17 protein-coding genes are annotated in these 21,586 nt (G+C 62.9%); 3 read left to right on the top strand and 14 right to left on the bottom strand.

The window, feature by feature from the left end; genetic code table 11:
• Positions 1 to 62: 62 nt before the first annotated feature.
• Genes IF199_RS00870 through IF199_RS00850 form a run of 5 tightly spaced genes read right to left on the bottom strand, consistent with a single transcriptional unit; the run spans position 63 to position 5,080 of the window.
• Positions 63 to 1,505: an efflux transporter outer membrane subunit gene (locus tag IF199_RS00870; protein ID WP_096821846.1), complete on the bottom strand. Its 1,443-nt coding sequence runs from the start codon at positions 1,503 to 1,505 to the stop codon at positions 63 to 65.
• Entirely contained in the window at positions 1,502 to 2,389 is an 888-nt protein-coding gene (locus IF199_RS00865) for an efflux RND transporter periplasmic adaptor subunit (protein ID WP_102620551.1), read from the bottom strand. Before IF199_RS00865 ends, IF199_RS00870 begins: the two co-directional genes overlap by 4 nt.
• Positions 2,386 to 2,595 (bottom strand): DUF1656 domain-containing protein, encoded by a 210-nt coding sequence (locus IF199_RS00860; protein ID WP_007957657.1) that lies wholly within the window; start codon positions 2,593 to 2,595, stop codon positions 2,386 to 2,388. Before IF199_RS00860 ends, IF199_RS00865 begins: the two co-directional genes overlap by 4 nt.
• Positions 2,592 to 4,655, bottom strand: a complete 2,064-nt coding sequence (locus IF199_RS00855; RefSeq protein WP_192559454.1) for an FUSC family protein — start codon at positions 4,653 to 4,655, stop codon at positions 2,592 to 2,594. The genes IF199_RS00860 and IF199_RS00855 overlap by 4 nt, the downstream gene beginning before the upstream one ends.
• Complete coding sequence (locus IF199_RS00850) at positions 4,652 to 5,080, bottom strand: MarR family winged helix-turn-helix transcriptional regulator (RefSeq protein WP_173861332.1); 429 nt, start codon at positions 5,078 to 5,080, stop codon at positions 4,652 to 4,654. Before IF199_RS00850 ends, IF199_RS00855 begins: the two co-directional genes overlap by 4 nt.
• Positions 5,081 to 5,252: 172 nt before the next feature.
• Between IF199_RS00850 and IF199_RS00845 the strand changes: the two genes are divergently transcribed.
• Positions 5,253 to 5,453, top strand: coding sequence for a hypothetical protein (locus IF199_RS00845; protein ID WP_192559453.1), 201 nt, complete (start codon positions 5,253 to 5,255; stop codon positions 5,451 to 5,453).
• Between the two features lie 9 nt (positions 5,454 to 5,462).
• Here IF199_RS00845 and IF199_RS00840 read toward each other — a convergent pair whose 3' ends face one another.
• The gene (locus IF199_RS00840; protein ID WP_085712632.1) at positions 5,463 to 5,708 is read right to left on the bottom strand and encodes a DUF2789 domain-containing protein; all 246 of its coding nucleotides are present in this window, start codon (positions 5,706 to 5,708) and stop codon (positions 5,463 to 5,465) included.
• Between the two features lie 130 nt (positions 5,709 to 5,838).
• Positions 5,839 to 6,300, bottom strand: a complete 462-nt coding sequence (locus IF199_RS00835; RefSeq protein ID WP_096821840.1) for an aminoacyl-tRNA deacylase — start codon at positions 6,298 to 6,300, stop codon at positions 5,839 to 5,841.
• A gap of 195 nt (positions 6,301 to 6,495) precedes the next feature.
• Here IF199_RS00835 and IF199_RS00830 point away from each other — a divergent pair, with 195 nt between their 5' ends.
• Both IF199_RS00830 and IF199_RS00825 read left to right on the top strand, forming a co-directional pair.
• The gene (locus IF199_RS00830) at positions 6,496 to 7,026 is read left to right on the top strand and encodes an NfeD family protein (RefSeq protein WP_096821839.1); all 531 of its coding nucleotides are present in this window, start codon (positions 6,496 to 6,498) and stop codon (positions 7,024 to 7,026) included.
• A gap of 2 nt (positions 7,027 to 7,028) precedes the next feature.
• The gene (locus tag IF199_RS00825; protein WP_007957673.1) at positions 7,029 to 7,787 is read left to right on the top strand and encodes a slipin family protein; all 759 of its coding nucleotides are present in this window, start codon (positions 7,029 to 7,031) and stop codon (positions 7,785 to 7,787) included.
• Here IF199_RS00825 and IF199_RS00820 read toward each other — a convergent pair.
• The 7 genes from IF199_RS00820 to IF199_RS00790 all read right to left on the bottom strand — a co-directional run bounded on the left by IF199_RS00820 (position 7,753) and on the right by IF199_RS00790 (position 21,576).
• Entirely contained in the window at positions 7,753 to 8,727 is a 975-nt protein-coding gene (locus IF199_RS00820; RefSeq protein WP_192560897.1) for a sulfotransferase family protein, read from the bottom strand. The two genes, IF199_RS00825 and IF199_RS00820, sit on opposite strands and share 35 nt — an antisense overlap.
• A complete protein-coding gene (locus tag IF199_RS00815) occupies positions 8,715 to 9,500 on the bottom strand; it encodes an aspartyl/asparaginyl beta-hydroxylase domain-containing protein (RefSeq protein ID WP_192559452.1) in 786 nt (261 codons plus the stop codon). The genes IF199_RS00820 and IF199_RS00815 overlap by 13 nt, the downstream gene beginning before the upstream one ends.
• Entirely contained in the window at positions 9,497 to 10,102 is a 606-nt protein-coding gene (gene cysC / locus IF199_RS00810; RefSeq protein WP_192559451.1) for an adenylyl-sulfate kinase, read from the bottom strand. The genes IF199_RS00815 and cysC overlap by 4 nt, the downstream gene beginning before the upstream one ends.
• Positions 10,086 to 11,600, bottom strand: a complete 1,515-nt coding sequence (locus IF199_RS00805) for a TolC family protein (RefSeq protein WP_096821835.1) — start codon at positions 11,598 to 11,600, stop codon at positions 10,086 to 10,088. Before IF199_RS00805 ends, cysC begins: the two co-directional genes overlap by 17 nt.
• A gap of 47 nt (positions 11,601 to 11,647) precedes the next feature.
• On the bottom strand, positions 11,648 to 18,946 hold the full coding sequence (locus IF199_RS00800) for an Ig-like domain-containing protein (RefSeq protein ID WP_192559450.1): 7,299 nt from the start codon (positions 18,944 to 18,946) through the stop codon (positions 11,648 to 11,650).
• 52 nt (positions 18,947 to 18,998) lie between these two features.
• On the bottom strand, positions 18,999 to 19,835 hold the full coding sequence (locus IF199_RS00795; protein WP_192559449.1) for a sulfotransferase family protein: 837 nt from the start codon (positions 19,833 to 19,835) through the stop codon (positions 18,999 to 19,001).
• A gap of 145 nt (positions 19,836 to 19,980) precedes the next feature.
• The gene (locus IF199_RS00790; RefSeq protein ID WP_192559448.1) at positions 19,981 to 21,576 is read right to left on the bottom strand and encodes a glycosyltransferase family 39 protein; all 1,596 of its coding nucleotides are present in this window, start codon (positions 21,574 to 21,576) and stop codon (positions 19,981 to 19,983) included.
• Positions 21,577 to 21,586: the final 10 nt, after the last annotated feature.

Raw genomic sequence — 21,586 nt, 5'->3', positions numbered from 1 at the left:
GTGCACTGAAAAGGCGCCTTGCTCAGGGCGCCCCTTCAATACTTCAAAGCATAGCAACGGCCTCAGGGTTTGCTGGCGCTCGAGGCTTGCGTTCGTCCGCTTTCCCAACCGCCGCCGAGGGCGAGGAACAAATCGATCTGGCTCATGGCAACCTGGGTATTGGCGGCGGCCAGTTGCGCGGTGACGTCGGTGTAGGTGCGGGTGGCTTGCAGGTCGGCGAGGAACGACTCGCGGCCCGCCTGGAAGAAGCGGTGAGTCTGGTCAGCCGCCAGCTTCGCCGACTGCTCGGCATCGGCCAGCGCATCGCGGCGTTGCAACAGCGCGGTGTACTGGGCCAGACCGGTCTGGGTTTCGCGGATGGCGTTCAGCACCACACCGTCGAAGTGCGCCAGTGCGCCCTGGGTCGAGGCTTCGGCTTCACGGATCCGCGCCCGGGCGCCGTTGGTCGGTACCTTCCAGCTCAGCGACGGGCCGAAGCCCCAGCGGTTGGTCGACGGGTCGCCGAGGTCGGAGACAATGCCGACGGTGCCAATGGTCGCGCCAATGCTGATGTCCGGGTACAGCTCGCCGGTGGCAATGCCGATCCCGGCAGTCGCGGCTGCCAGTCGACGCTCGGCCTGGCGGATATCCGGACGGCGCTTGAGCAGTGCAGCGCCGTCACCGACCGGCACCAGTTGGGCGATTTTCGGCAATTCGGCGCAGGTCGCGGTGCCGGCCGGCAATTGATCGACCGGTTTGGCCAGCAGCATCGACAGGCGGAACAACCCGGCCTGACGCGCCGCTTCATAGCGCGGCATGTCGGCGCGCAAGGACTTGAATTGGGTCTGCGAGCGGGTGACTTGGGTTTCGTCCCCGCGCCCGGCATCGCGCAGACGCTGGATCAGCGTGGTGCTCTGGGATTGCAGGTCAAGGGAATGCTGGGCGATTTCCCGCTCTTCGTTGGCCGCGCAGACTTGGGTATAAGCCCGAACCACGTCGGCCACCAGGGTGATGCGTGCGGTGTCGGCAGCGGCCTGGGTTGCATCGGCGTTGGCTTTCGCCGCTTCGATCCCGCGCTGCAAAACGCCCCACAGGTCGAACTGGTAGGAAGCGCTGATGCCGATGTCGGCGACGTTGGCCACCGGGACTTTCTCCGGCAGCAGGAACGCCTGACCGGACTCCTGCAAGCGCTGGGCGCCCATTTTCACACCACCGCTCCAGCCACCGGCTGCCTCGGCCTCATCGACCTGGGCACGGGCCCGCGACAGGTTCGCCGCCGCCACCCGCAGATCGGTGTTGGACGCCATGGCCTGCTGCACCAGTTGATCCAGTCGCGGATCGCGATACAACCGCCACCAATCCGCCGGCACCGGTGACGAGACCACCGGCTTGCCGGCCACCGCCAGATCGCCCTGAAAATCCTTGCGCTGGATGGCCGCGTCACCCGGCAGGTGATAGTCCGGCCCGACCATGGAACAGGCCGACAACATCACGCCCAGCCCGGCGATCATCAGGGCCCTGTTCATTGCGCGGGCTCCTGCTGTTTATCGTCGATGATCGACACCGTGGCGGTACGCCCGGCGATCATGCGGAAGTCATCCGGCACGTCATCGAAGGCAATGCGCACCGGAATCCGCTGCGCCAGGCGTACCCAGCTGAAGGCCGGGTTGACGTTGGGCAACAGGTTGCTGCCACTCGAACGGTCACGGTCTTCGATACCGGCGACGATACTTTCGACATGCCCGCGCAAGCGGGCGCGGTCGCCGATCACGCGGATATCCACCGACTGGCCGACGTGGATGCCGTCGAGTTTGGTCTCTTCGAAATAGCCGTCGATGTGGAACGAATTGCTGTCCACCACCGACAACACCGGACGCCCGGCCGTTACGAATTCCTGGGTGCGCGGCGCGCGGTCGTTGACGTAACCGTCCACCGGGCTGCGGATCACCGAACGGTCGAGGTTGAGCTGGGCGCTGTCCACCGTCACCAGCGCTTCGGCCAGTGCCGATTGCGCGCGGGCGACTTTCGACTGGCTCTCTTCCAGCTGTTCGGCCGGCACCAGATTGCCCAGACCACGATTACGCTTGGCTTCACGCTGGGCCTGGGCGAGGGTTTCTTCGCGGTCGGCAACGGCTGCCTTGGCCTGACGCAACGCCAATTTGAAACGGTCCTGATCGATGCTGAACAGCACCTGGCCGCGCTTCACCAACTGGTTGTCCTTGACCTCGACCTGCTGGATCAGCCCGGACACGTCCGGGGCGATCTGCACGATATCGGCGCGGATGTGGCCGTCACGGGTCCAGGGCGCGAACATGTAATACATCACCATGCGCCAGACCACGACGACGGCGAAAGTCACGATCAGCAAGGTCAGCATCACGCGACCGATGGTCAAAAACGGTTTTTTCATGTCATCAGGTATCGACTGAGTGAGTCCACGCCGTACAGCATCACGGCGTAGAGAGCCACGTTGAACAATGCCCGGTGCCAGACCAGACGGTAGAAATGCAGGCGTGTAAGCACGCCATGTACCAGCACAAACAGCACATACGTGATGCCCATCAGCACCAGCAGGGTCGGCAGGAAAATGCCGCTGATGTCCAGGTCACCGATCATAGGGGCGCTCCTTCGGGCAGCGGTTCTTCGGGCTCGGCGCTGGAAACGAATTCGACGCCGGGCAACAGCGCCAGACGCAAACCGCTCAAAGCGTGCAACAGGTGTAGTCGGGTTTCTTCGTCGCCGTGGCCGTTGAGCGCGCGGCGAGTGCGGTCCATGGTCATCAGCAACGGGCTCGGAGCCGGCAAGCGTTCACCGGCCTTGAGACAGGCCCGGAAGTAATCGCCGACCTCGGCCACCACTTGCTGCAACAACGCGTTCGGCACGCCGGTCACGCGCGGGGTGTAGGCCAGCAGATCGAGCAGGTTCAGACCCACGCGCACTTCGCGCATGGCGATGCCGGTGTCCTGGCCGGTCAGCGCCAGACGCGGCAAGTGCTGCATCAGGCGGTCGAGCAGTTGCACGCCCAATTGCCGGTGCTCGGCGAGGTTCGCCGGCTCGGTCATGCTGACGATGTCTTTCCAGCTGAAACGGGTCAGGCGCTTGGCGGCGAGCTCGGCGCCGAACGGCCGGGCGATCAGCGTCCAGATAAACGCAAACAACAACCCCATCGGGCCCGCCAGGTTGGAGTTCACGAAGGCGAAGAAGTCCGCATCGTAAGCGCCCGAGATACTGATGAACGACGAGGTGTTCACCAGCGTCAGCAGCATGCCGAGGTAGAACCGTGGCTGAACCGTCAGGGTGCCGACGCAGATGAACGGGATGGCAAACGCCAGCACCAGCATCGGGAAGTCATGCAGGTTCGGCAGCACCAGAAACAGGTACAGACTGGCGAACAGCACCGACATCCCGGTCCAGAAAAAGAACCGGTAAATCTGCGGCGCCGGGTCGTCCATCGAGGCAAAGAAACTGCACGACACCGCTGCCAGAATCACCGCGCTGCCGCCGTCGGTCCAGCCCAGCAGAATCCACAGTGTCGAGGCGACGATGATTGCCAGAATGGTCGAGGCCACCGAATACAGCATCAGCCCACGGTCGAGAAACGGCGTCAGGCGACCAAGGCGCCAGTGACGATAGACCGCGCGCCAGCTGTCCTGGCGTTCACACAGGATCGCGTCCTGCAGACTGCGGCAGTCCTGCCACAGATCGATGAATTCGCCGAGGCGGTACAGCGCGTTGGAAAACAGCAACTGTTTGCGATCTTCGAGGGCTTCGGCGCTGGGTTGCAGGGCTTCGAGCTGATCGCGCAGGGCTTGCCAGCGGTCGAGATCGGCATCTTTGTGGCCGAGCCATTCGCGGGTGGCAGCGAGCAGCGGCGCGAATTTTTCCACCAGTTCCGGCGTGCGCCGTTCGAGGGCGTAAAGCGAGTCTTCCAGGGCGTCGATCACCGGCAGCAGGTGGATCATCCGCCCGCGCAGTTCCTTGGTGTTACGCACCGTCTGCGGCCGCGCGCCTTCGTGCGGCAACTGGCCGATCATCAATTCCAGGCTGTTGAAACTGCCGACCATGGCCATGCGCAGGGCGGTGACTTCTTCGGGCTGCACGTCGCGGCTAAGGAATTTCAGGCTGTAGGTCGTCGCATCGGCGAACCACTTGCCCACCGCATCGTTGAACACAGGCGCCAGGCGTCGTGGCCAAAACATCGCGCCGACCACCGCCGCCACCGCGATGCCAAGGAAGATCTCTTCGGTACGCGCCTCAGCCACATCCCAGACCGCCAGCGGGTTATCCACCGTCGGCAAGGCGATCAGCGGCAAGGTGTAGCCCGCGAGCATCAGCGCGTAGTTGTTGGCGGTGCGCAGGTGCAGCGACAGGAACAGCAGAATCCCGGTCCACAACGCGATGACCACCACCAGCACATACGGGCTCTGGACGAACATCGGCACGAACAGCACCGCCGCCGCAGCGCCGAGAAAGGTCCCGATCGCCCGGTACAACGCCTTGGAACTGGTCGGCCCGAGGAACGGGCTGGAAACGATGTACACCGTGGCCATCGCCCAGTAAGGACGCGGCATCTGCATCAGCAAGGCGATGTACAACGCGATCATCGAGGCTGCAAACGTACGGATCCCGTAGAACCAGTCCCGGGCCGGAGGAATGCCGGAAAAGAAGCCGTTCACGGATAGATCACCGCTGGCGGACTGGCCGCCTCAAAAGCTCTCAGTACACGAAGCGTAGCCTCCAGATCACTCCGGTCGATGCCTTCGAGCACCTCATTGCGCAGACGCACCAGCTCGACTTCCACCGCTTGCACCAGCTCGCGACCGGTGTCGGTCAGGCTCAGGCATTTGGCCCGGCGATCCTGCGGGTCTTCAGTGCGGCAGACGTAGCCGGCGTGACACAACTGATCGAGCAGCCGCACCAGCGAAGGACTCTCGATCCCCGCCGCCTGCGCCACCTGCACCTGATGCACGCGCTCCCCCAGACGCCCGATCATCAAGAGCGGGACGGCGCAGGCTTCGGAAATTCCATAGTTGACCAGCGTGGTCTGGCAGATCTTCCGCCAATGCCTGGCGGCCACCACCATGGCGCTGCTGATGTTCATCTGGAGGGCGTCGAGGGTATTCGGCACGAGGGAATGCACACACTGTTAGTTTGCTAACTATCAATATGGCATTGGAGGGGAAATTCAGTCAAGTTTTGAAACAAATTGCTTTGAGCACAAGAAATGCCCCTCGTTGAAACTGCGCCGACACCGACACCTGAGAGCACTGACCATGACGATGAAATTCACGACCGAGAACCCGAACTCCGAACAACATCCGATTGAACGTCTGCCCGACTCATCTGCGTACGCGGCATTTTTAGAGCAAAAAGTCAGCATCGCCCGTGAATCAATGGCCTCCGGAATTGGTTTATCCAATCTTGAAGTTGAAGCGAAGTTCTCTTCCCTGAGAGCTATGACTACCAAGGAATAGGTTCGATGATTACCCCGCCCGCCCCTTCCTCAACATCACATCCAACTGATCCACCACCTCCGCCCAATCCGCATCATCGAGAATCTCGTCCCGCAAAAAATCCGCCTGGCTCTTGGTCCAGAAAAACGCATCGCACAGGTGCAATTCAGGTTTGAGCGGGGAATGGGTGGCGATGAACTGGTCGATGCTGACCGGGTCGTTGGGCAGTCCGAGCTGTTTGAACAGGGATGGGAGGCTGTGCGTCGGATTTTCCATTGTTCTACTCCTTCGAAGATTCAGTGGATGCAAACATTTCGCGAGCAAGCCACATTGCCACAGATTCATTGCAGAACCTGTGGGAGCGGGCCTGCTCGCGATTGGCGTCGGCGCAGACGCTAACAAAAACCTACTGACTCAACTCCCGCACCTGCGCATGCGGCACCATTTTCAGGAACTCGGGCATGCTCATGTGCAGCAGGTTGTTGTGGTTGCCGGCCTCCAGGTAAATGTCTTTTTGCCGGGTCACCAACGGGTCGATGACCATGTCCAGCCCGTAGGAGTCGCCCAGCGGCGGCACCGCGCCGCGTTCGCAGTCGTCGAACAGGTGCGCCAGGGTGCTTTCGCGGGTGATCTGCCACTCGCCGCTGGTGCGCACCTTGCTCAGGTCCAGATGGCGGCTGGCGGGCAGCACGGCCATCAGGTAATGCCCGTGGTGGTCGTCGAGGATCACCGATTTGGCCACTCTATCCGCCGGAATCCCCGAAACCCGCGCCGTTTCAAGGCTGCTGCTCGAGTGCGGATGGGAGAGGACGTCATATTCGCATTGCGCCCGGGTCAGGCTGCTTTGCACTTTTCTTGCCATACGCATGATGCACCTCGGTGCCCGCCGACGCTGCGCGGCGGGCGGTGATGAACATTGTTCCTGTCCTTGAAAGTCTAGTCGGGCACGCTGCGAGTGAAGGGAATTCCGCCCACTGGCGACACGGGTAATTTGATCAAAATTCATCCAGCTCCAGGCTCAACTAGACTGTAAAGAGAACCCCTGACTCTCCCGGAGGGTCACGTGAACACCCGTCGCTGTGCGTTTGTCCTGTTGATGCTGCTGAGCGGATCGGCCCTGGCTGTGGACACCCCGCTGCACGCTGTCGACCCCATCGGCCTGTGGCTGATCACCTTGGGCATCGCGTTCCTGATCGCCGAAGCCGCGCTGCCCAACTACGGCGTGATCGGCCTGGGCGGCATCGTCATGTTCGTGATCGGCGCGCTGATCCTGGGCAACGCCGAACTGCCGGTGCCGATGATGATCGGCCTCGGGCTGGTCAGCGCCCTGCTGCTGATTGCGCTACTGATCCGCGCTTTGAAGACTCGACCGCGCCATCCGGTCAGCGGCGACGCGGGCCTGCTTGGCAGCGTAACGGCCGTGACGGTCGTGCAGCCGCAGGACGCTCGCAACGGCTGGGTGCAATTACAGGGAGAACGCTGGCAAGTTTTGAGCGCCACACCGCTGCACACCGGGCAACCGGTGCGGGTGGTCGGACGCAAGGGCTTGTTGCTGCAAGTGGCCGCGGCTGACGCGGCACCGCTCGGAGAGTGATCATGGGTCTGCAAATCGGTTTTGTCGCGCTGCTGCTGTTGCTCATTGCCCTGGCCGGCTCGACGTTCCGCATCCTGCGTGAATACGAACGTGGCGTGGTGTTCCAGCTCGGGCGCTTCTGGCAGGTCAAGGGACCGGGGCTGATCCTGTTGATTCCGGTGGTGCAGCAAATGGTCCGGGTGGATCTGCGCACCATTGTTCTCGACGTGCCGCCGCAGGATGTGATCACCCGCGACAACGTCTCGGTCAAGGTCAACGCGGTGCTGTATTTCCGGGTGCTCGACCCACAGAAAGCGATCATCCAGGTCGAGGACTTCCTCATGGCCACCAGCCAACTGGCCCAGACCACCCTGCGTGCGGTGCTCGGCAAACATGAACTGGACGAACTGCTGGCCGAACGCGAACGCCTGAACATCGACATCCAGCAAGTGCTCGACGCCCAGACCGACGCCTGGGGTATCAAGGTCGCCAATGTCGAGATCAAACACGTCGACCTCAACGAATCGATGGTCCGCGCCATCGCCAAACAGGCCGAAGCCGAACGGGAACGGCGAGCCAAGGTGATCCACGCCGAAGGTGAATTGCAGGCCTCTGAAAAACTCATGCAGGCCGCCGAAATGCTCGGGCGCCAGCCAGGCGCCATGCAGTTGCGTTACATGCAGACCCTGAGTTCGATTGCCGGCGACAAGAGCTCGACCATCGTCTTTCCGTTGCCGATCGAATTGCTCAAGGGGATGGCGGATCTGTCGGCGAAATCGTGAACGCGCGCAGGCGTTCAAGCGCTTCGTAGGGCGCCCGCGCACAACGTTCCACTTGCGCCTGCAACAGCGTGGAAGCCTCACGGCGTTTGCTTTCGCCATCGGCGACAAACGCCTGTGACGGCTGTTTCGCATGTTGTGCCGAGCCTGCCAGAGCCTGTTCACGTTGCGTGACGTTCAACCTGAAAAACCCCGCCAAACGTCCCGTTATCGCCTCGGGCAACTCGCTGTAATTGACCGTCAGCCCGCCGAAATCAGTGCAGTGCAAGCGCCCCGCCTCCAGCAGACGTCCCAGCCTCCGGGCGATGAAATCCTCACGCCCTTCGAATGGCAAGTTGTCGTCCAGCACGCACTCGCCGAGCATGCCGGGCACCATGTGCATGCCCGGGCGACGCAGATGCGAAACGGCGATTTCCAGCGGATCGCGATAGACGAACAACCAAGGCGTATCGGAGAAGCATTCGTGAAGCAGAGGCCATTCACCGATGTTCCAGGCGTCGAGCTTGATCACCAGCCGTTGCTCCACACCGCGCCGGCGCTGACCGTAGGCCGAGAGCAACCCGGCGATGGCCGCACGGCGTTCGACGGCCGGCAGATCACTGCGCAGCAAGGCATCGAGGGGCGGCGGTTCCGAGATCACGATGTGATCGTCGAGTCGGGCGAGCATCTGGCTGATCAGCGTCGATCCGCAACGCGAGGCGTGCAGGATGAAGGCGCTCGGCGCCAGGCCAGGACTGAGCGCCTGCCAATCCGTGAGTGCCGACAAGGGTGTTTGCCGGCGAAACGCCTGATTGAACGGCAGCCGCAGCGCTTCTTCCACCGCATCGCGAAAAAACGGCTGATGCAGCGGCGTATCGCCAAACCAGCACCAGTCCACCTGCCATTGGCTGGCGTCTTTCCAGATGCGAATCGGTAGCCAGCCGTCGAAATTCAGGCTCGCCATTGTTCGTTCCATGACCGGCGCCCCTTGCGCATCGCCGCCTCCAGCTCTTCCCGGGAGAATGACAAGCCGCGCTCGGCGGCCAATGCCAGTGTCTGGCTGATGAACACTTCGGGGTCGTGCAGTGCCTGCAAGGTCGCCGACAACGAAGGATCCACGGCCAGCAGACGATGAAACCGCTGCAACGCCGAGTCTTCGGCATCAGGCTGCGGCGTGTTCGATAAACCCTCGGCAATCATCTGCTCCAGCCAGACGCCGGGACGGCAATCGAGTACCAGATGAATGCGCGCCGTACTGTCGCGATTATCGACCCGATGCGGCCGCGCAAGGTCGAGAAACCAGCACTCGCCCGCCGACATCGGCATGCGCAGACCGTCGAGCCAGAAGTCCACGGCGGGTGGGCTGAGCAGCGGAATATGCAGTCGAAAATCCGCGTCCGGCCCCTCGAGGTCATAGTCGCGATGCTCGTGAATCTGCCCGCCCGGCCCCAGCCGCAGCAGCCGGGCACTGACGATATCCAGCGGCAGATCACGCAACGCCTGCTGCCAGCGGCGGTCCTTCAGCCAAGGCACACGCTGTACAGGTTCGGCGGTTCCTGGGGACAGTTCAGTCAGCGCATCGGCAGCGGAAATCAGCGCCACGCCGCTCCAGTCGCCCGCGAAATAGGCCGTGTTGAAATGCCCGCGCCAGGCATCGTTTTCAATCGCCGCCAGCGCCTGCAACAGCAACGGCAGATCCACCGCCAGCGGCAGCCGCGAGAACGCCGGCCGGCTCATGTCCTGGGCAACACCGCGGATTCGCCGAGCCAGGTCAGCAAGCGGTCAAGGCAGGCCTCGACCGTCAGTGTTCCGGTATCGAGTACCAGCGACGCCTGGGCCGGTGGCTCGTAAGGTGCCGACACGCCGGTAAACCCAGCCAGCTCTCCACGTCGCGCCCGGGCGTAATGCCCTTTCGGATCGCGCTGTTCGCACACCGCCAGCGCGGCGCTGCACCAGACTTCGCGATAGTCATCGCCCAGGCGTTGAGCGAACACTTCACGCAACTCCACCAGTGGCGCGATCATCGCCAGAATCACGATCTGCCCGTTCTCCACCAGCAGCGCCGCCAGTTCACTGGCCCGACGGATGTTTTCCAGTCGGTCGGCATCGGTGAATCCCAGATCGCGGTTGAGCCCGACGCGCAAACCATCGCCGTCGAGCACCACACTTTGCAGACCTCGCTCGAAGAGTTCGGCATGCAGCGCCTGAGCCAGGGTCGATTTGCCCGCCGCCGGCAAACCGGTCAGCAACACGGCCGTGCCGCGATGGCCATTGCGGGCCTCACGCTGTGCACGGCTGATGCTGGCGGTCGGCGCCAGCACATCACTTCGCGGAGGCATGGGCCACCGGCACCGAAATATCCCCCGACGCCCACGCCGCTTCGCGGTTGGCCAGCGCCGTGGCGATCGACTGCACTTCGGTCGACTGCACCTGATCCGGCAACGGATCGAGCCCGGCACTGGCGAAGATCTGGCCATAGGCATTGCGCAGATCGGCGTAGGACAGGTCGCGACGCAAGTCCGCTTGCAGGTTGTTCAGTTCGCCCTGAATCAGGTCCAGCTCACCGATGCCCGCCGCCTGATGACGATTGCGCAGCTGACCGACGATTTGCCCGTCGATGTCCGACAGTTGCTGGTTGGTCTTGAACTGGCGAAGCGCCTCCTGATAGTTGGCGTTGGCCACGTACAACTGCGCCAGCACCGCAATCGACATCGCCTGGCGACGTGCGGTGGCGACCTCTTCGCCGGCCTTGGCCACGTCGATGGCCGCCGGGGCGGAGATCACGTTGAACAGGTTCCAGGTCACTTTCACGCCATAGTCGGCCCAGCGGTCGTTTACCAGGAACGAGTTGCTGTCGTAGTGCCCGCCAGCAGAAAACTCCAGGCCCGGCAGCATGCGCAACATCGCCTTGCGGGTTTCGGCGGCGCTGATTCGGGTCTGGTAATCCTGCTCACGCAGTTCCGGACGGCTGGTCAGGGCTTCCTGTTCCAGTTTGGAGATATCGACTTTGAGTTCCGGGATCTGATAACCGTCGTCGGTGGCCAGCGTCAGGTTGGTGCCCATCGGCAGGTTGATCAGGGTCGCCAGCTCGGTTTTCGCCAGCGACAGCGCACGGCGCTGCTCTTCCAGCTGTCGGGTGGCTTCGATCAGCGAACGTTGATAACCGAGGGACTGCACCGGATCGCCGATGCGCTGCTCGCTCATGCTTTCGCTGTTGCGCCGGGCAGCGTCGACCCGCGCCATCAGGCTGTCGATCTGCTTGAGCAGACGTTCGGCCGCCATCGCCCGCCAATAGGCCGAGCGCACATCCTGAACAATGGTGTTGATCACCTTGCGCCGACGTTCCTGAACGATCAGACGCTGGTCGCCCTGTTGTTTGGCGTTGATGTAGCTGACACCAAAATCGAGAACGTTCCAGACCATGGTCAGGTCCGCGACGTTGCGGTCGCGGTCCTGGGAGGTCGACGGTTCCAGAGACTGGGTGCCGGTGCGTACGCTCTGGCTGCTGGAAGCGCTGACGTTGTTGCGTCCGACGTAACCGGCGTCCAGCGCCATGCGCGGCAGCATGTCGAAACTGGCGAGGTCGAGCTGCCGTTTGGCCAGCGCTTCCTCCATGATTTTCAAGCGCCCTTCAAGGTTGTACTTCACGGCACGGGCCATGGCCTGATGCAGGGTCAGCGGACCGCGCAGCGGTTCCTGGCCCTTGTACATGGTTTGCAGGTCGGCTCGGGCCCGTTGCTCACTGACACTGCGTTCGATCGGTTCACTGGTGACTGCACATCCGCTGATCGCCAGCGCCAGCAGGCTGGCGCCGAACAACTTCTGACTTTTCTTCATCCCTGGATCGCCCCTAGGTCCCGCACATATTGAGTTGTTGTGTGTTGTCAGGCCGGCATTTCGCTGATGCCGACCTGTTGCAGAGCCGCCGCCAGGTTGTCGACCCGGTGCTGCTCGCTGTCCTTGATCTGTTGCAGTTGCTGGCCCAGGGTCGGCGCGCCGAACACACCGCGCAGGCCTTGGGACACGTCGCCGCCCCGGATCGAGTGGCTGTCGAAAGCGTTCAGCGAACCCCGCTCGGCGGCGCTGTCCTGATTGAACAGACTCGACAGCGTGCTGCTGCCAAATACCCCGCCATCGCCGCCGCCGAATCCGAGGAAGCCATGGCCGGAACCGTCACCGCCGCTGTCGCTGCTGGTGAAGACCTGGGCAATGAAACTCGGGCTCAACGCACCTTGGTTGATGAAAATATCGCCCAGCGGACGGATGCCGTCGCCGATCACCCGCTGTTCGAACAACGGTGCGAAAGTCAGCGGTGAACCGAGGTTGCCGGTGGGCGGCATGAAGACGATCGGTTGCAGCGGGACGTTCGGCGGTGGCGGCTGCACGACCGGATCGCTGCTGCGGAACTCCGGATCCGGCGTCACCACGACTGACGGTGAAGTCGGTGACACTGCCGGCACTGTATTGATCACGTAGTTGCCGGAACTGCTGACACCACTGCCGCTGTTTCCGGACAGATCGCTGACCCCGGCACTGTTGATGCTGATCGCATTGCTGGCGCTGTTGACGTTGGCGTTCGGCGTCAGGGTAGCGGTCCAGGTCTTGCCGCCGTCGCTGCTGCTCAGGTTGGACAAGGTGCCATTGGCCACGCTGAGGTCCGACAGATCGAAACCGGTCACCGCTTCGTTGAAGGTGATGATCACCTGCGACGTCTGGCCGACGCCCAGGTTCGGGTTGGCGACCACTACCGTGGCGGTCGGCCGCTCACTGTCGAGGGCATAGTTGTTCGACACCGACACCGTGCTGCCGACGTTGCCCGCCAGGTCGGTGACGTTGCTGGTGTCCAGGGCAATGAAATTGCTTGGGTCGGTGACATTCGCGGTCGGCGTGAAGGTCGCGGTCCAGGTCTTGCCGCCATCGCTGCTGGTCAGGTTGCTCAGGTCACCGTTGGTCACGCTCAGGTCGGACAGGTCGAAATTGCTCACCGCCTCGCTGAAGGTGAAGGTCACCGTGGTGCTCTGACCGATGCCCAGATGCGGGTTGGCGACCACGATGTTCACCGTCGGCCGGGTCGCATCGAGGATGTAGTTGTTGGAGATGGCGATGCTCGCGCCAAGGTTGCCGGCCAGATCCTGGACACCTGCGGTGTCGATCAGAATCAGGTTGGTCGCGTCGTTGACACCGGCTGTTGGCGTGAAGGTCGCCGTCCAGGTCACGCCGCCGTCGCTGCTGGTCAGGTTCGACAGCGCACCGTTGGCGACGCTGATGTCGGACAGGTCGAAGCCGCTCACCGCTTCGCTGAAGGTGATGGTCACGGTGGTGGTTTCACCGATGCCCAGCCGGTTGTCGGCGACCACGATGGTGGCGGTCGGCAGCGCGGTGTCGATGGCGAAGTTGTTGGAATCGGTGTTGCCGATGCCACTGTTGCCCGACAGGTTGGCCACCCCGGCGTTGTTCAGGGTGATCAGGTTGGTGGCGTCAGAGATATTGGCCGTCGGCGTGAAGGTCGCGGTCCAGGTAATACCGCCGTCGCTGCTGCTGACATTGCTCAATGTGCCGTTGGCGATGGTCAGGTCACTGTTGTCGAAACCGCTCACCGCTTCGCTGAAGGTGATGGTCACCAACGAGGTTTCCCCGGCCTTGAGCGAAGTGTCGGCAACCACGATGGTGGCGGTCGGCACCAGGGTCTGCACCTGGTAGTTGGCCGAACTGGTGGTGCCAGTGCCGGTGTTGCCGGCCAGGTCGGTGATGCCGGTGTTGTTCAGGACAATCAGGTTGGTGAGGTCGGTCACACCGATGTTTGGCGTGAACGTGGCCGTCCAGGTGATGCCGCCGTCGCTGCTGCTGACGTTGCTCAACGTGCCGTTGGCGACGCTCAGGTCGGAATTGTCGAATCCGGTCACCGCCTCGCTGAACGTGATGGTCACCAGCGACGTTTCACCCGGCCGCAGGCTGGAGTCGCTCATGACAATGGTCGCGGTCGGGCGCTGACTGTCGACCGCGTAGTTGTTGGAGTCGGTGGTGCCACTGCCGGCGTTGCCCGCAAGGTCGGCGATGCCGGTGTTGTCCAGCGTGATGATGTTGGTGGTGTCGGTGATACCGGCCGCCGGGGTAAAGGTGGCCGTCCAGGTGATGCCGCCATCGCTGCTGCTCACCGCACTCAGCGTGCCGTTGTCGATGGTCAGGTCGGCATTGGTGAAACCGGTCACCGCTTCGCTGAAGGTAATGGTCACCAGACTGGTCTGGCCGACGCCGAGTGCGGTGTCAGCCACTACGATAGTGGCGGTCGGGCGCACCGTATCGATCGAATAATTGTTCGAATCGGTGGTGCCGCTGCCGGCATTGCCCGACAGGTTTTGAACACCGGAGTTGTCCAGCGTAATCAGGTTGGTGGCATCGGTGATGTTGGTGGTCGGCGTGAAGGTGGCCGTCCAGGTGATGCCGCCGTCGCTGCTGCTGACGGCCGACAACGTGCCGTTGGCAATCGTCAGGTCGGCGTTGGTGAAACCGGTCACCGCCTCGCTGAAGGTAATGGTCACCAGCGAGGTCTCGCCGATCTTCAGACTGGGGTCGGCCACGATGATGGTCGCGGTCGGCAGCACGGTATCGATGGTGTAATTGGCCGAGCTGGTGGTTCCGCTGCCGGCGTTGCCGGCCAGGTCGGCGACCCCGGCGTTGGCCAGGGCGATCACGTTGGTAGCGTCGTTGACGCCCACGTTCGGGGTGAACGTCGCCGTCCAGGTGATGCCGCCGTCGCTACTGCTCACGGCCGTCAGCGTACCGTTGGCAATCGTCAGGTCGGCGTTGGTGAAACCGCTCACCGCTTCGCTGAACGTGATGGTCACCAGCGAGGTTTCACCGGCGCTGAGGTTGCTGTCGGAAAGCACGATGGTCGCGGTCGGGCGCTGGCTGTCGATCGCATAGTTGTTGGAATCGGTGGTTCCGCTGCCGGCGTTGCCCGCAAGGTCAGCGATGCCGGTGTTGTCGAGTGTGATGATGTTCGTGGTGTCGGTGATACCGGCCGCCGGCGTGAACGTTGCCGTCCAGGTAATGCCGCCATCGCTGCTGCTCACCGCACTCAGCGTGCCGTTGGCGATGGTCAGGTCGGCGTTGGTGAAACCGGTCACTGCTTCGCTGAAGGTGATGGTCACCAGGCTGGTCTGGCCGATGCCGAGCGCGCTGTCGGCGACCACAATGGTGGCGGTCGGACGCACGGTATCGATCGCGTAATTGTTCGAATCGGTGGTGCCGCTACCCGCGTTGCCCGACAGGTTCTGTACGCCGGTATTGTCCAGAACGATCAGGTTGGTGGCGTCGTTGATGTTGCTGGTCGGCGTGAACGTTGCCGTCCAGGTGATGCCGCCGTCGCTGCTGCTGACCGCCGTCAACGTACCGTTGGCGATGGTCAGGTCGGCGTTGGTGAAACCGGTGACCGCCTCGCTGAACGTGATGGTCACCAGCGAGGTCTCGCCGATTTTCAGTGAGTTGTCGGAAATGATGATGGTAGCGGTCGGCAGTACGGTGTCGATGGTGTAGTTGTTGGAGTTGGTCGTGCCGCTGCCGGCGTTGCCCGCCAGGTCGGCGATGCCGGTGTTGGCCAGGCCGATCACGTTGGTCGCGTCGTTGACGCCCACGTTCGGCGTGAACGTTGCCGTCCAGGTGATGCCCCCGTCGCTGCTGCTGACCGCCGTCAGGGTGCCGTTGGCAACCACAATGTCGGCATTGCTGAAACCGGTCACCGCTTCGCTGAAGGTGAAAGTCACCAGAGTCGTTTCACCGGCCGTGAGGTTGCTGTCAGCGACCACGATGGTCGCGGTCGGACGCTGGGTATCGATGGCGTAGTTGTTGGAATCGACGGTGCCGCTGCCGGCGTTACCGGCCAGGTCAGCGATGCCGGTGTTATCCAGCGTAATCAGGTTGGTGGCATCGGTGATGTTGGCGCTCGGGGTGAACGTCGCGGTCCAGGTAATGCCGCCGTCGCTGCTGCTGACGGCCGACAACGTGCCGTTGGCGATGGTCAGGTCGGCGTTGGTGAAACCGGTCACCGCTTCGCTGAAGGTGATGGTTACCAGCGAGGTTTCGCCGATTTTCAGAGCGTTGTCAGCCACCACGATGGTCGCGGTCGGACGCTGGGTGTCGATCGCGTAATTGTTTGAATCGGTCGTGCCGCTGCCGGCGTTGCCGTTCAGGTCAGCGATGCCGGTGTTGTTCAGGGTGATCAGGTTGGTCGCGTCAGTGATGCTGGCGGTGGGTGTGAACGTTGCCGTCCAGGTGATGCCGCCGTCGCTGCTGCTGACCGCCGTCAACGTGCCATTGGCGATGGTCAGATCAGCGTTGGTGAAACCGGTCACCGCTTCACTGAAAGTGATGGTCACCAGCGAGGTTTCGCCGATTTTCAGAGCGTTGTCAGCCACCACGATGGTCGCGGTCGGCCGCGCGGTGTCGATGGCGTAGTTGTTCGAGTTGGTGGAGCCGCTGCCGGCGTTGCCGGCCAGATCGACGACCCCGGTGTTATCCAGGGTGATCAGGTTGGTGGTGTCCGTGATGCTGCCGGTCGGCGTCAGCGTAGCAGTCCAGGTAATGCCGCCGTCACTGCTGCTCAGTCCGCTCAGGGTGCCATTGGCCACCGTCATGTCGGCGGTGGTGAAGCCGCTGACCGCTTCGCTGAAGGTAATGGTCACCAGCGAGGTTTCACCCGCCGCCAGATTGGTGTCGGCAACGACAATGGTCGCTGTCGGCCGCACGGTATCGATCACGTAATTGGCCGAATCCGTCGTGCCGCTGCCGGCGTTGCCGGCAAGGTCGGCGATACCGGTGTTGTCCAGGGAGATAAGGTTGGTGGTGTCGGTGATGCTGCCGCTCGGGGTAAATGTTCCGGTCCAGGTGATGCCACCGTCGCTGCTGCTCACCGCCGTCAATGTGCCGTTGGCGATGGTCAGGTCGGCGTTGGTGAAACCGGTCACCGCTTCGCTGAAAGTGAAGGTCACCAGCGACGTATCGCCGATCTTCAATGCCGTATCGGACATCACGATGGTCACGGTCGGCCGTGCGGTATCGATCGCGTAGTTGACGGAATTAGTCGTGCCGACGCCCGCCACGCCGTCGCTGATCGCGGTCACCCCGGTGTTGTCGAGGGTAATCAGGTTGGTGCTGTCGGTAATGTTGTTGGTTGGCGTGAAGGTCGCGGTCCAGGTCAGGCCGCCGTCGCTGCTGCTGACCGATGTCAGCGTGCCGTTGGCGATGGTCAGGTCGGCGTTGGTAAACCCGGTGACTGCCCGGCTGAAGGTGATGGTCACCAGCGAGGTTTCGCCGATTTTCAGGGCTGTGTCCGACATCACGATGGTCGCGGTCGGTGGTTCCACATAGGCGGTATTGAGCGTGCCGCCATTGTTGTAGATCGCCGCGAAGGCCAACGGTACAGAGCCCGTCACGCCGCCGCCCAGTTCCGTACCGCCGGCGCCGCTGCCGGCCGCGTTGCCGCTGATGGCGCTGAAGTTGGCGGCGGTGATCAGTACCGTGCCGCCCTGGTTCCAGATCGCACCGACACCCCGACCGCCGTCGCCGCCGTTCAGGTTGTTGCTGCCCTGGCCGCTGCCGCCGCCACCCCCGCCGCCTGCACCGATGTTGTTGCTGATGACTGAGGTGCCGACGATTTTCAGGGTGCCGGTCGAGGCGTTGTAAATGCCGCCGGCCGCGTTGCCGCCGACGCCGCCGACCTTGTCCCAACCGGAGCCGCCACCGCCGCCGCCAATGGAAATGGTGCCGTTGTTGGCCGTGCCGCCGTTGCCGCCGTTACTGTAATAGGACACGCCCACACCGCCGGCGCCGCCGGTGGTCGAGCCGCCGCGTCCGCCCATGTGCGTTGCGTCATAGCCACCGCCGTAGCCGCCGACACCCCCGCTGCCGGCCTGGCCGCCCAGCGTACCTGTACCTGGCCCGGCCGTGCCGCCATGGCCGCCGCCCTGACCACCAAGGCCACCGCCACCGCCGCCACCGCCGCCGTAGTTGGCGCCCGTGACACCGCCGCCGCCACCACCGCCGGCCGCCGCGTTACCCGTGACCGAAACGTTATTCAGGGTCAGGATACCGGCGTTGAAAATCCCGCCGCCCATGGCGCCGGTTGCGCCGTAGCCGCCATTGCCGCCGTTACCCGAGACCAGGCCCCGGGTAATGACCAGGCCATCGAGCGTTACCGTACTGCCGGAGGTGATTTCCACCACCCGGGTCTTGTACTGGCCATCGAGCGTGACGTCGGCGACACCGTCGTTGTTCAGGTCGCCATCGACCGTGATGTTCTTGTTGATCAACAACTCCGAAGTGAGCTGCACCGTCATGCTGGTGCCGAAGGTCACGATGTCGCCGTTCTGCGCCGAGGCCAAAGCTGCTCGCAGCGAGCCGACCCCGGTGTTCGCGTTGTTGGTGGCGGTCCAGGTGGCGAGGCCCCACTGGTACTCGCTCATCGACAGGGTCGACAGCACGTTGGCGCTCTCGATCTTGCCCGTGGCGATTTCCAGATCCCAGTCGCCGCCCACACCGGTGCGGTTGTTCGATGCCGCCACGTCGCGGCCGGTCAATTGCGCCAGCGAGTCGACGAAGCTCAGGCCTCGGTCACCCTCGGCGGTGTAGCAGCCGTAAATGAGGATGTCGCCGCCGACGTTCATGTCCTTGCCGATTTCCGCCAGCACTGCGCTGCGCTGCGCAACGTTGTCCGCCGACAGGTAGCTGTTGCCAAGCCAAAGGTCACCGGCGTTGCCGTGGGCGATGATCTGCACCGAGCTGACGCCCGAGTGCTGGTCGAGGTAATCGGCGATCTGCTGCAAACCATCCTTGCTGGCATCGAGCTTGACCACTTGCGTGCCGGGAGCGACGCCTTTGAGCAGGCTGTCGGCATCCTTGACCCGGGCATCGACGAACACCACGCTCTGGCCCGGTACCGCGACAGGGCTGGCGGCAGGCGTGGCATCGGCCTGGCCGTGGGTGTCCTTGCTGGCCACCGGATGATCGGCCGTCGGCGCCTTGGCTGCATCGGCGGTGGGATGGCTGTCGGCCTGGGCGGCTGTATCAGCGACAGTGGCCGCGACGGCACCGTCGAACAGCATGCGCGGTTCCAGCGACATGATCAGCGGCGCAGCCAGCGTCCGTTGGCCTTCGGTTACCCGCGACTTTTGCTTGCTCCACCACATGTTGCTCACCCGGACTCGAACAGTTGTAACGCATCAATGAAAAACGCCGCGATCAGCTGATCGCGGCGTCGGACTTCATACGAATGACATTGGCAGCGCTGGCTGAGCCATCGAGCCAAAAGGACAAATCGGCGTATTGCTTGAACAGGTCCGGCGGCAGAATCGTGCGCCGGGACTGCAGGGCGACCTTGGGTTTGACTTTGTGCAGGCCGGCCACGCCAAGGGCCTGGTCGAACTCTGGCGCGTCATAGGCCAGGTGTTCGAAATCGTGTTCGAACCAGGGTTCGCCAATGAAGTCGTAGACCAGCCGCAGCACGCGCTCCGGGGCCTGGGTCAACAAGTCGTAATCGACGATCAACAGCGAATCGGCGTGCTCGCCGTAATAGGCTTCCTTGAGCGCCGCCCAGGCGAATCCCACCAGGCGGTTGCGCTGGGCCAGGGTTTCGCAGCGACTGTAGACCGTGTTGCGCTCGACGGCATCGCCGAACAGCTTGGTGTTTTCATAGGGATTGGCGCGGTACAGCCGTTCCAGGCTGTCCATCACCCAGGCGACGTTGCGCACGCAGGCAATGACTTTGGCTTGGGGAAACAGATCGCTGATGGCCGGCAGGCGTGAGCTCCACTGCCGATTGGTGTCGAACACCACCGGTTTGTCGGCCTTGTCGGCGTAGTAGGAGTCGAAGAGCCCGCGCAGCAGGCGACGGCGCATCTCGGTGCCGATCACCGCGCCGAATTCGCTGCCGGCGCTGCATTGTTCAAGGACACCGGAGAACAGTGCGCCGACCGGGCTGGTCATGCCGGCATGAAAGCGCGGGTTCTGCAGAAGGATCGCAGAAAGCAGGGTCGAGCCCGAGCGCGGCAAGCCGGAGATAAAGTGGAACTGCTGCATCCCTTCACCGTATTTGTAAGTCCCTTTGTCCGACGAGCGTAGTCCAACAATACCCTTTCGACTAGTAGTGTTTTGATATCAAAATAGAGCAAAACGGATTATTAAAATGCGTTTTTATCGCGAATAAAAAGGTGAAGCGTTTAAGTCATCTGGCTTCTGTTCCTTGCGCTGTTTTCAGCGAAAAAAGTCGCGCTTTCGCTCCACCGGCGTGGGTCTGATCATGCAATTCCCAGGTCGGCGGCAAGGGTACGAATGGATCGGGTACATCCACGTCCAGATCACCGATCAGCCAGACTCGAGCGCTGTCCTTCGGCAGATCCCCCAGCCGATCCAGATAGACCTCATCGGACACCAGCGTGCCGAAACCATAGTGGTTCGGACGCGTCGAACGGCCATCGGCGGCGGGCGGTGTATACAAGCGGATCTGGGCATCCGTGCGGTTGTAGTAGACGTAGCTCAAGTACCAGAGCATGTCGCTGGTGACGATCCGGTCGCCGCTGACGAAGTGGCGGTTGATGTGATCGACCATGACATTGAACTGGTCGTTCGGATCGACCGTGGCGTTGGTGTTCACCCCGATCATCTCGACCCCGATCAGCGATACCAGCACCGCTATCGCGAGCACACGAACACGGCTGTACAAACGATCGATGGCCAGCCCCGCCAGCATCGGCAATCCCAGCGCATAGGCTGTCAGATAACGCTCGATAAACACCGGGCTGATGAAAGACACCGCGAACACCAGCAGCAACGGCACACCGGTATAGAGCGCCAGCAGCACACTGCCATGATTCACGCTGCGGTCGCGGGCAACGGCCACGCCCGCCAGCATCAGCAAGGCCAGCGGCACACCGCCGAACAGCAACAGCGGAAGATGGTCACCATCGTTCTGGATCAGCCACAGCCAGATCATCGACGGCAGGGAAGACAGGGTCACCGGATCTTCCCAGCCGACATCGCCACCGGCCTTGAGCTCTTCCATGTGTTGCATGAGACCGAGCAGGTTCGGCAGCCACGGCAGGTAGAGCACGACAATGGCCAGGTTGGCCAGCCACCAGTCCTTGCGCTGGAGATGCCGCAGGCGATAACCCGGCAGCAAGCGGATCAGCCCCAGATACAGCCAGTGGCTCAACGCAGCCAGCACGGCGAAATAATGGGTGTACAACGCGGCGGTCATCAGCAGCGCATAGATCAGCAGATACCGGCGACGCTGCGGGCGCCTGATCCAGCAGATCAACGCCAGGGTGGTGCCGATCAGCAGCAGGCCGAGCAGCGAGTACATGCGCACTTCCTGGCTGTAGCGCACCGCCGTCGGCAGCAGCGCCAGCAGCACCCCGGCGATGATCGCGGCGCGGCGGGTGGCCAGACGGTCGACCAGGCAAACACCCAGCCCGACCGTGGCGATGCCGGCCAGGGCGCTGAGGCTGCGGATCGACAGGATGCCGTCGCCGAACAACCCGATCCAGCCATGCAGCAGCATGAAGTAAAACGGCGGATGCACATCGAACGCCGCATGCTCCCAGATGCCGCCCAGCGAATAGTTCGCCAGCAGCAGGCTGGAACCTTCGTCGCCCCAGATCGCGGCAGCGGTCAGGTCATAAAAACGCACGACCGTCGCCAACAGCAAAATCGGTATCAGCCACTGCTGGCGAGCCCAGCGCAGCAAACGCCGGACACCGGCATTCGGTGCGGCAAACGGGTCCTGGGTATCCCCCAGCGGAGTCTCGCGACGCGCTTCCATCAACCTTCCC

Source organism: Pseudomonas allokribbensis, assembly GCF_014863605.1.
In the GTDB taxonomy this organism is placed as follows: Bacteria; Pseudomonadota; Gammaproteobacteria; order Pseudomonadales; family Pseudomonadaceae; genus Aquipseudomonas; species Aquipseudomonas allokribbensis.
Note: the sequence above shows the minus strand (reverse complement) of the source record. Positions and strands in the feature narration are given on the sequence as shown.

Excerpts from the sequence above, each read along its gene's own strand:
- IF199_RS00820 (WP_192560897.1), bottom strand. The coding sequence starts at position 8,727 with ATGGCGAGCCTGAATTTCGACGGCTGGCTACCGATTCGCATCTGGAAA.
- IF199_RS00835 (WP_096821840.1), bottom strand. The coding sequence starts at position 6,300 with ATGCGTATGGCAAGAAAAGTGCAAAGCAGCCTGACCCGGGCGCAATGC.
- IF199_RS00790 (WP_192559448.1), bottom strand. The coding sequence starts at position 21,576 with ATGGAAGCGCGTCGCGAGACTCCGCTGGGGGATACCCAGGACCCGTTT.
- IF199_RS00825 (WP_007957673.1), top strand. The coding sequence starts at position 7,029 with ATGGGTCTGCAAATCGGTTTTGTCGCGCTGCTGCTGTTGCTCATTGCC.
- cysC (WP_192559451.1), bottom strand. The coding sequence starts at position 10,102 with ATGCCTCCGCGAAGTGATGTGCTGGCGCCGACCGCCAGCATCAGCCGT.
- IF199_RS00800 (WP_192559450.1), bottom strand. The coding sequence starts at position 18,946 with ATGTGGTGGAGCAAGCAAAAGTCGCGGGTAACCGAAGGCCAACGGACG.
- IF199_RS00860 (WP_007957657.1), bottom strand. The coding sequence starts at position 2,595 with ATGATCGGTGACCTGGACATCAGCGGCATTTTCCTGCCGACCCTGCTG.
- IF199_RS00865 (WP_102620551.1), bottom strand. The coding sequence starts at position 2,389 with ATGAAAAAACCGTTTTTGACCATCGGTCGCGTGATGCTGACCTTGCTG.
- IF199_RS00840 (WP_085712632.1), bottom strand. The coding sequence starts at position 5,708 with ATGGAAAATCCGACGCACAGCCTCCCATCCCTGTTCAAACAGCTCGGA.
- IF199_RS00845 (WP_192559453.1), top strand. The coding sequence starts at position 5,253 with ATGACGATGAAATTCACGACCGAGAACCCGAACTCCGAACAACATCCG.
- IF199_RS00850 (WP_173861332.1), bottom strand. The coding sequence starts at position 5,080 with ATGAACATCAGCAGCGCCATGGTGGTGGCCGCCAGGCATTGGCGGAAG.
- IF199_RS00870 (WP_096821846.1), bottom strand. The coding sequence starts at position 1,505 with ATGAACAGGGCCCTGATGATCGCCGGGCTGGGCGTGATGTTGTCGGCC.
- IF199_RS00815 (WP_192559452.1), bottom strand. The coding sequence starts at position 9,500 with ATGAGCCGGCCGGCGTTCTCGCGGCTGCCGCTGGCGGTGGATCTGCCG.
- IF199_RS00805 (WP_096821835.1), bottom strand. The coding sequence starts at position 11,600 with ATGAAGAAAAGTCAGAAGTTGTTCGGCGCCAGCCTGCTGGCGCTGGCG.
- IF199_RS00795 (WP_192559449.1), bottom strand. The coding sequence starts at position 19,835 with ATGCAGCAGTTCCACTTTATCTCCGGCTTGCCGCGCTCGGGCTCGACC.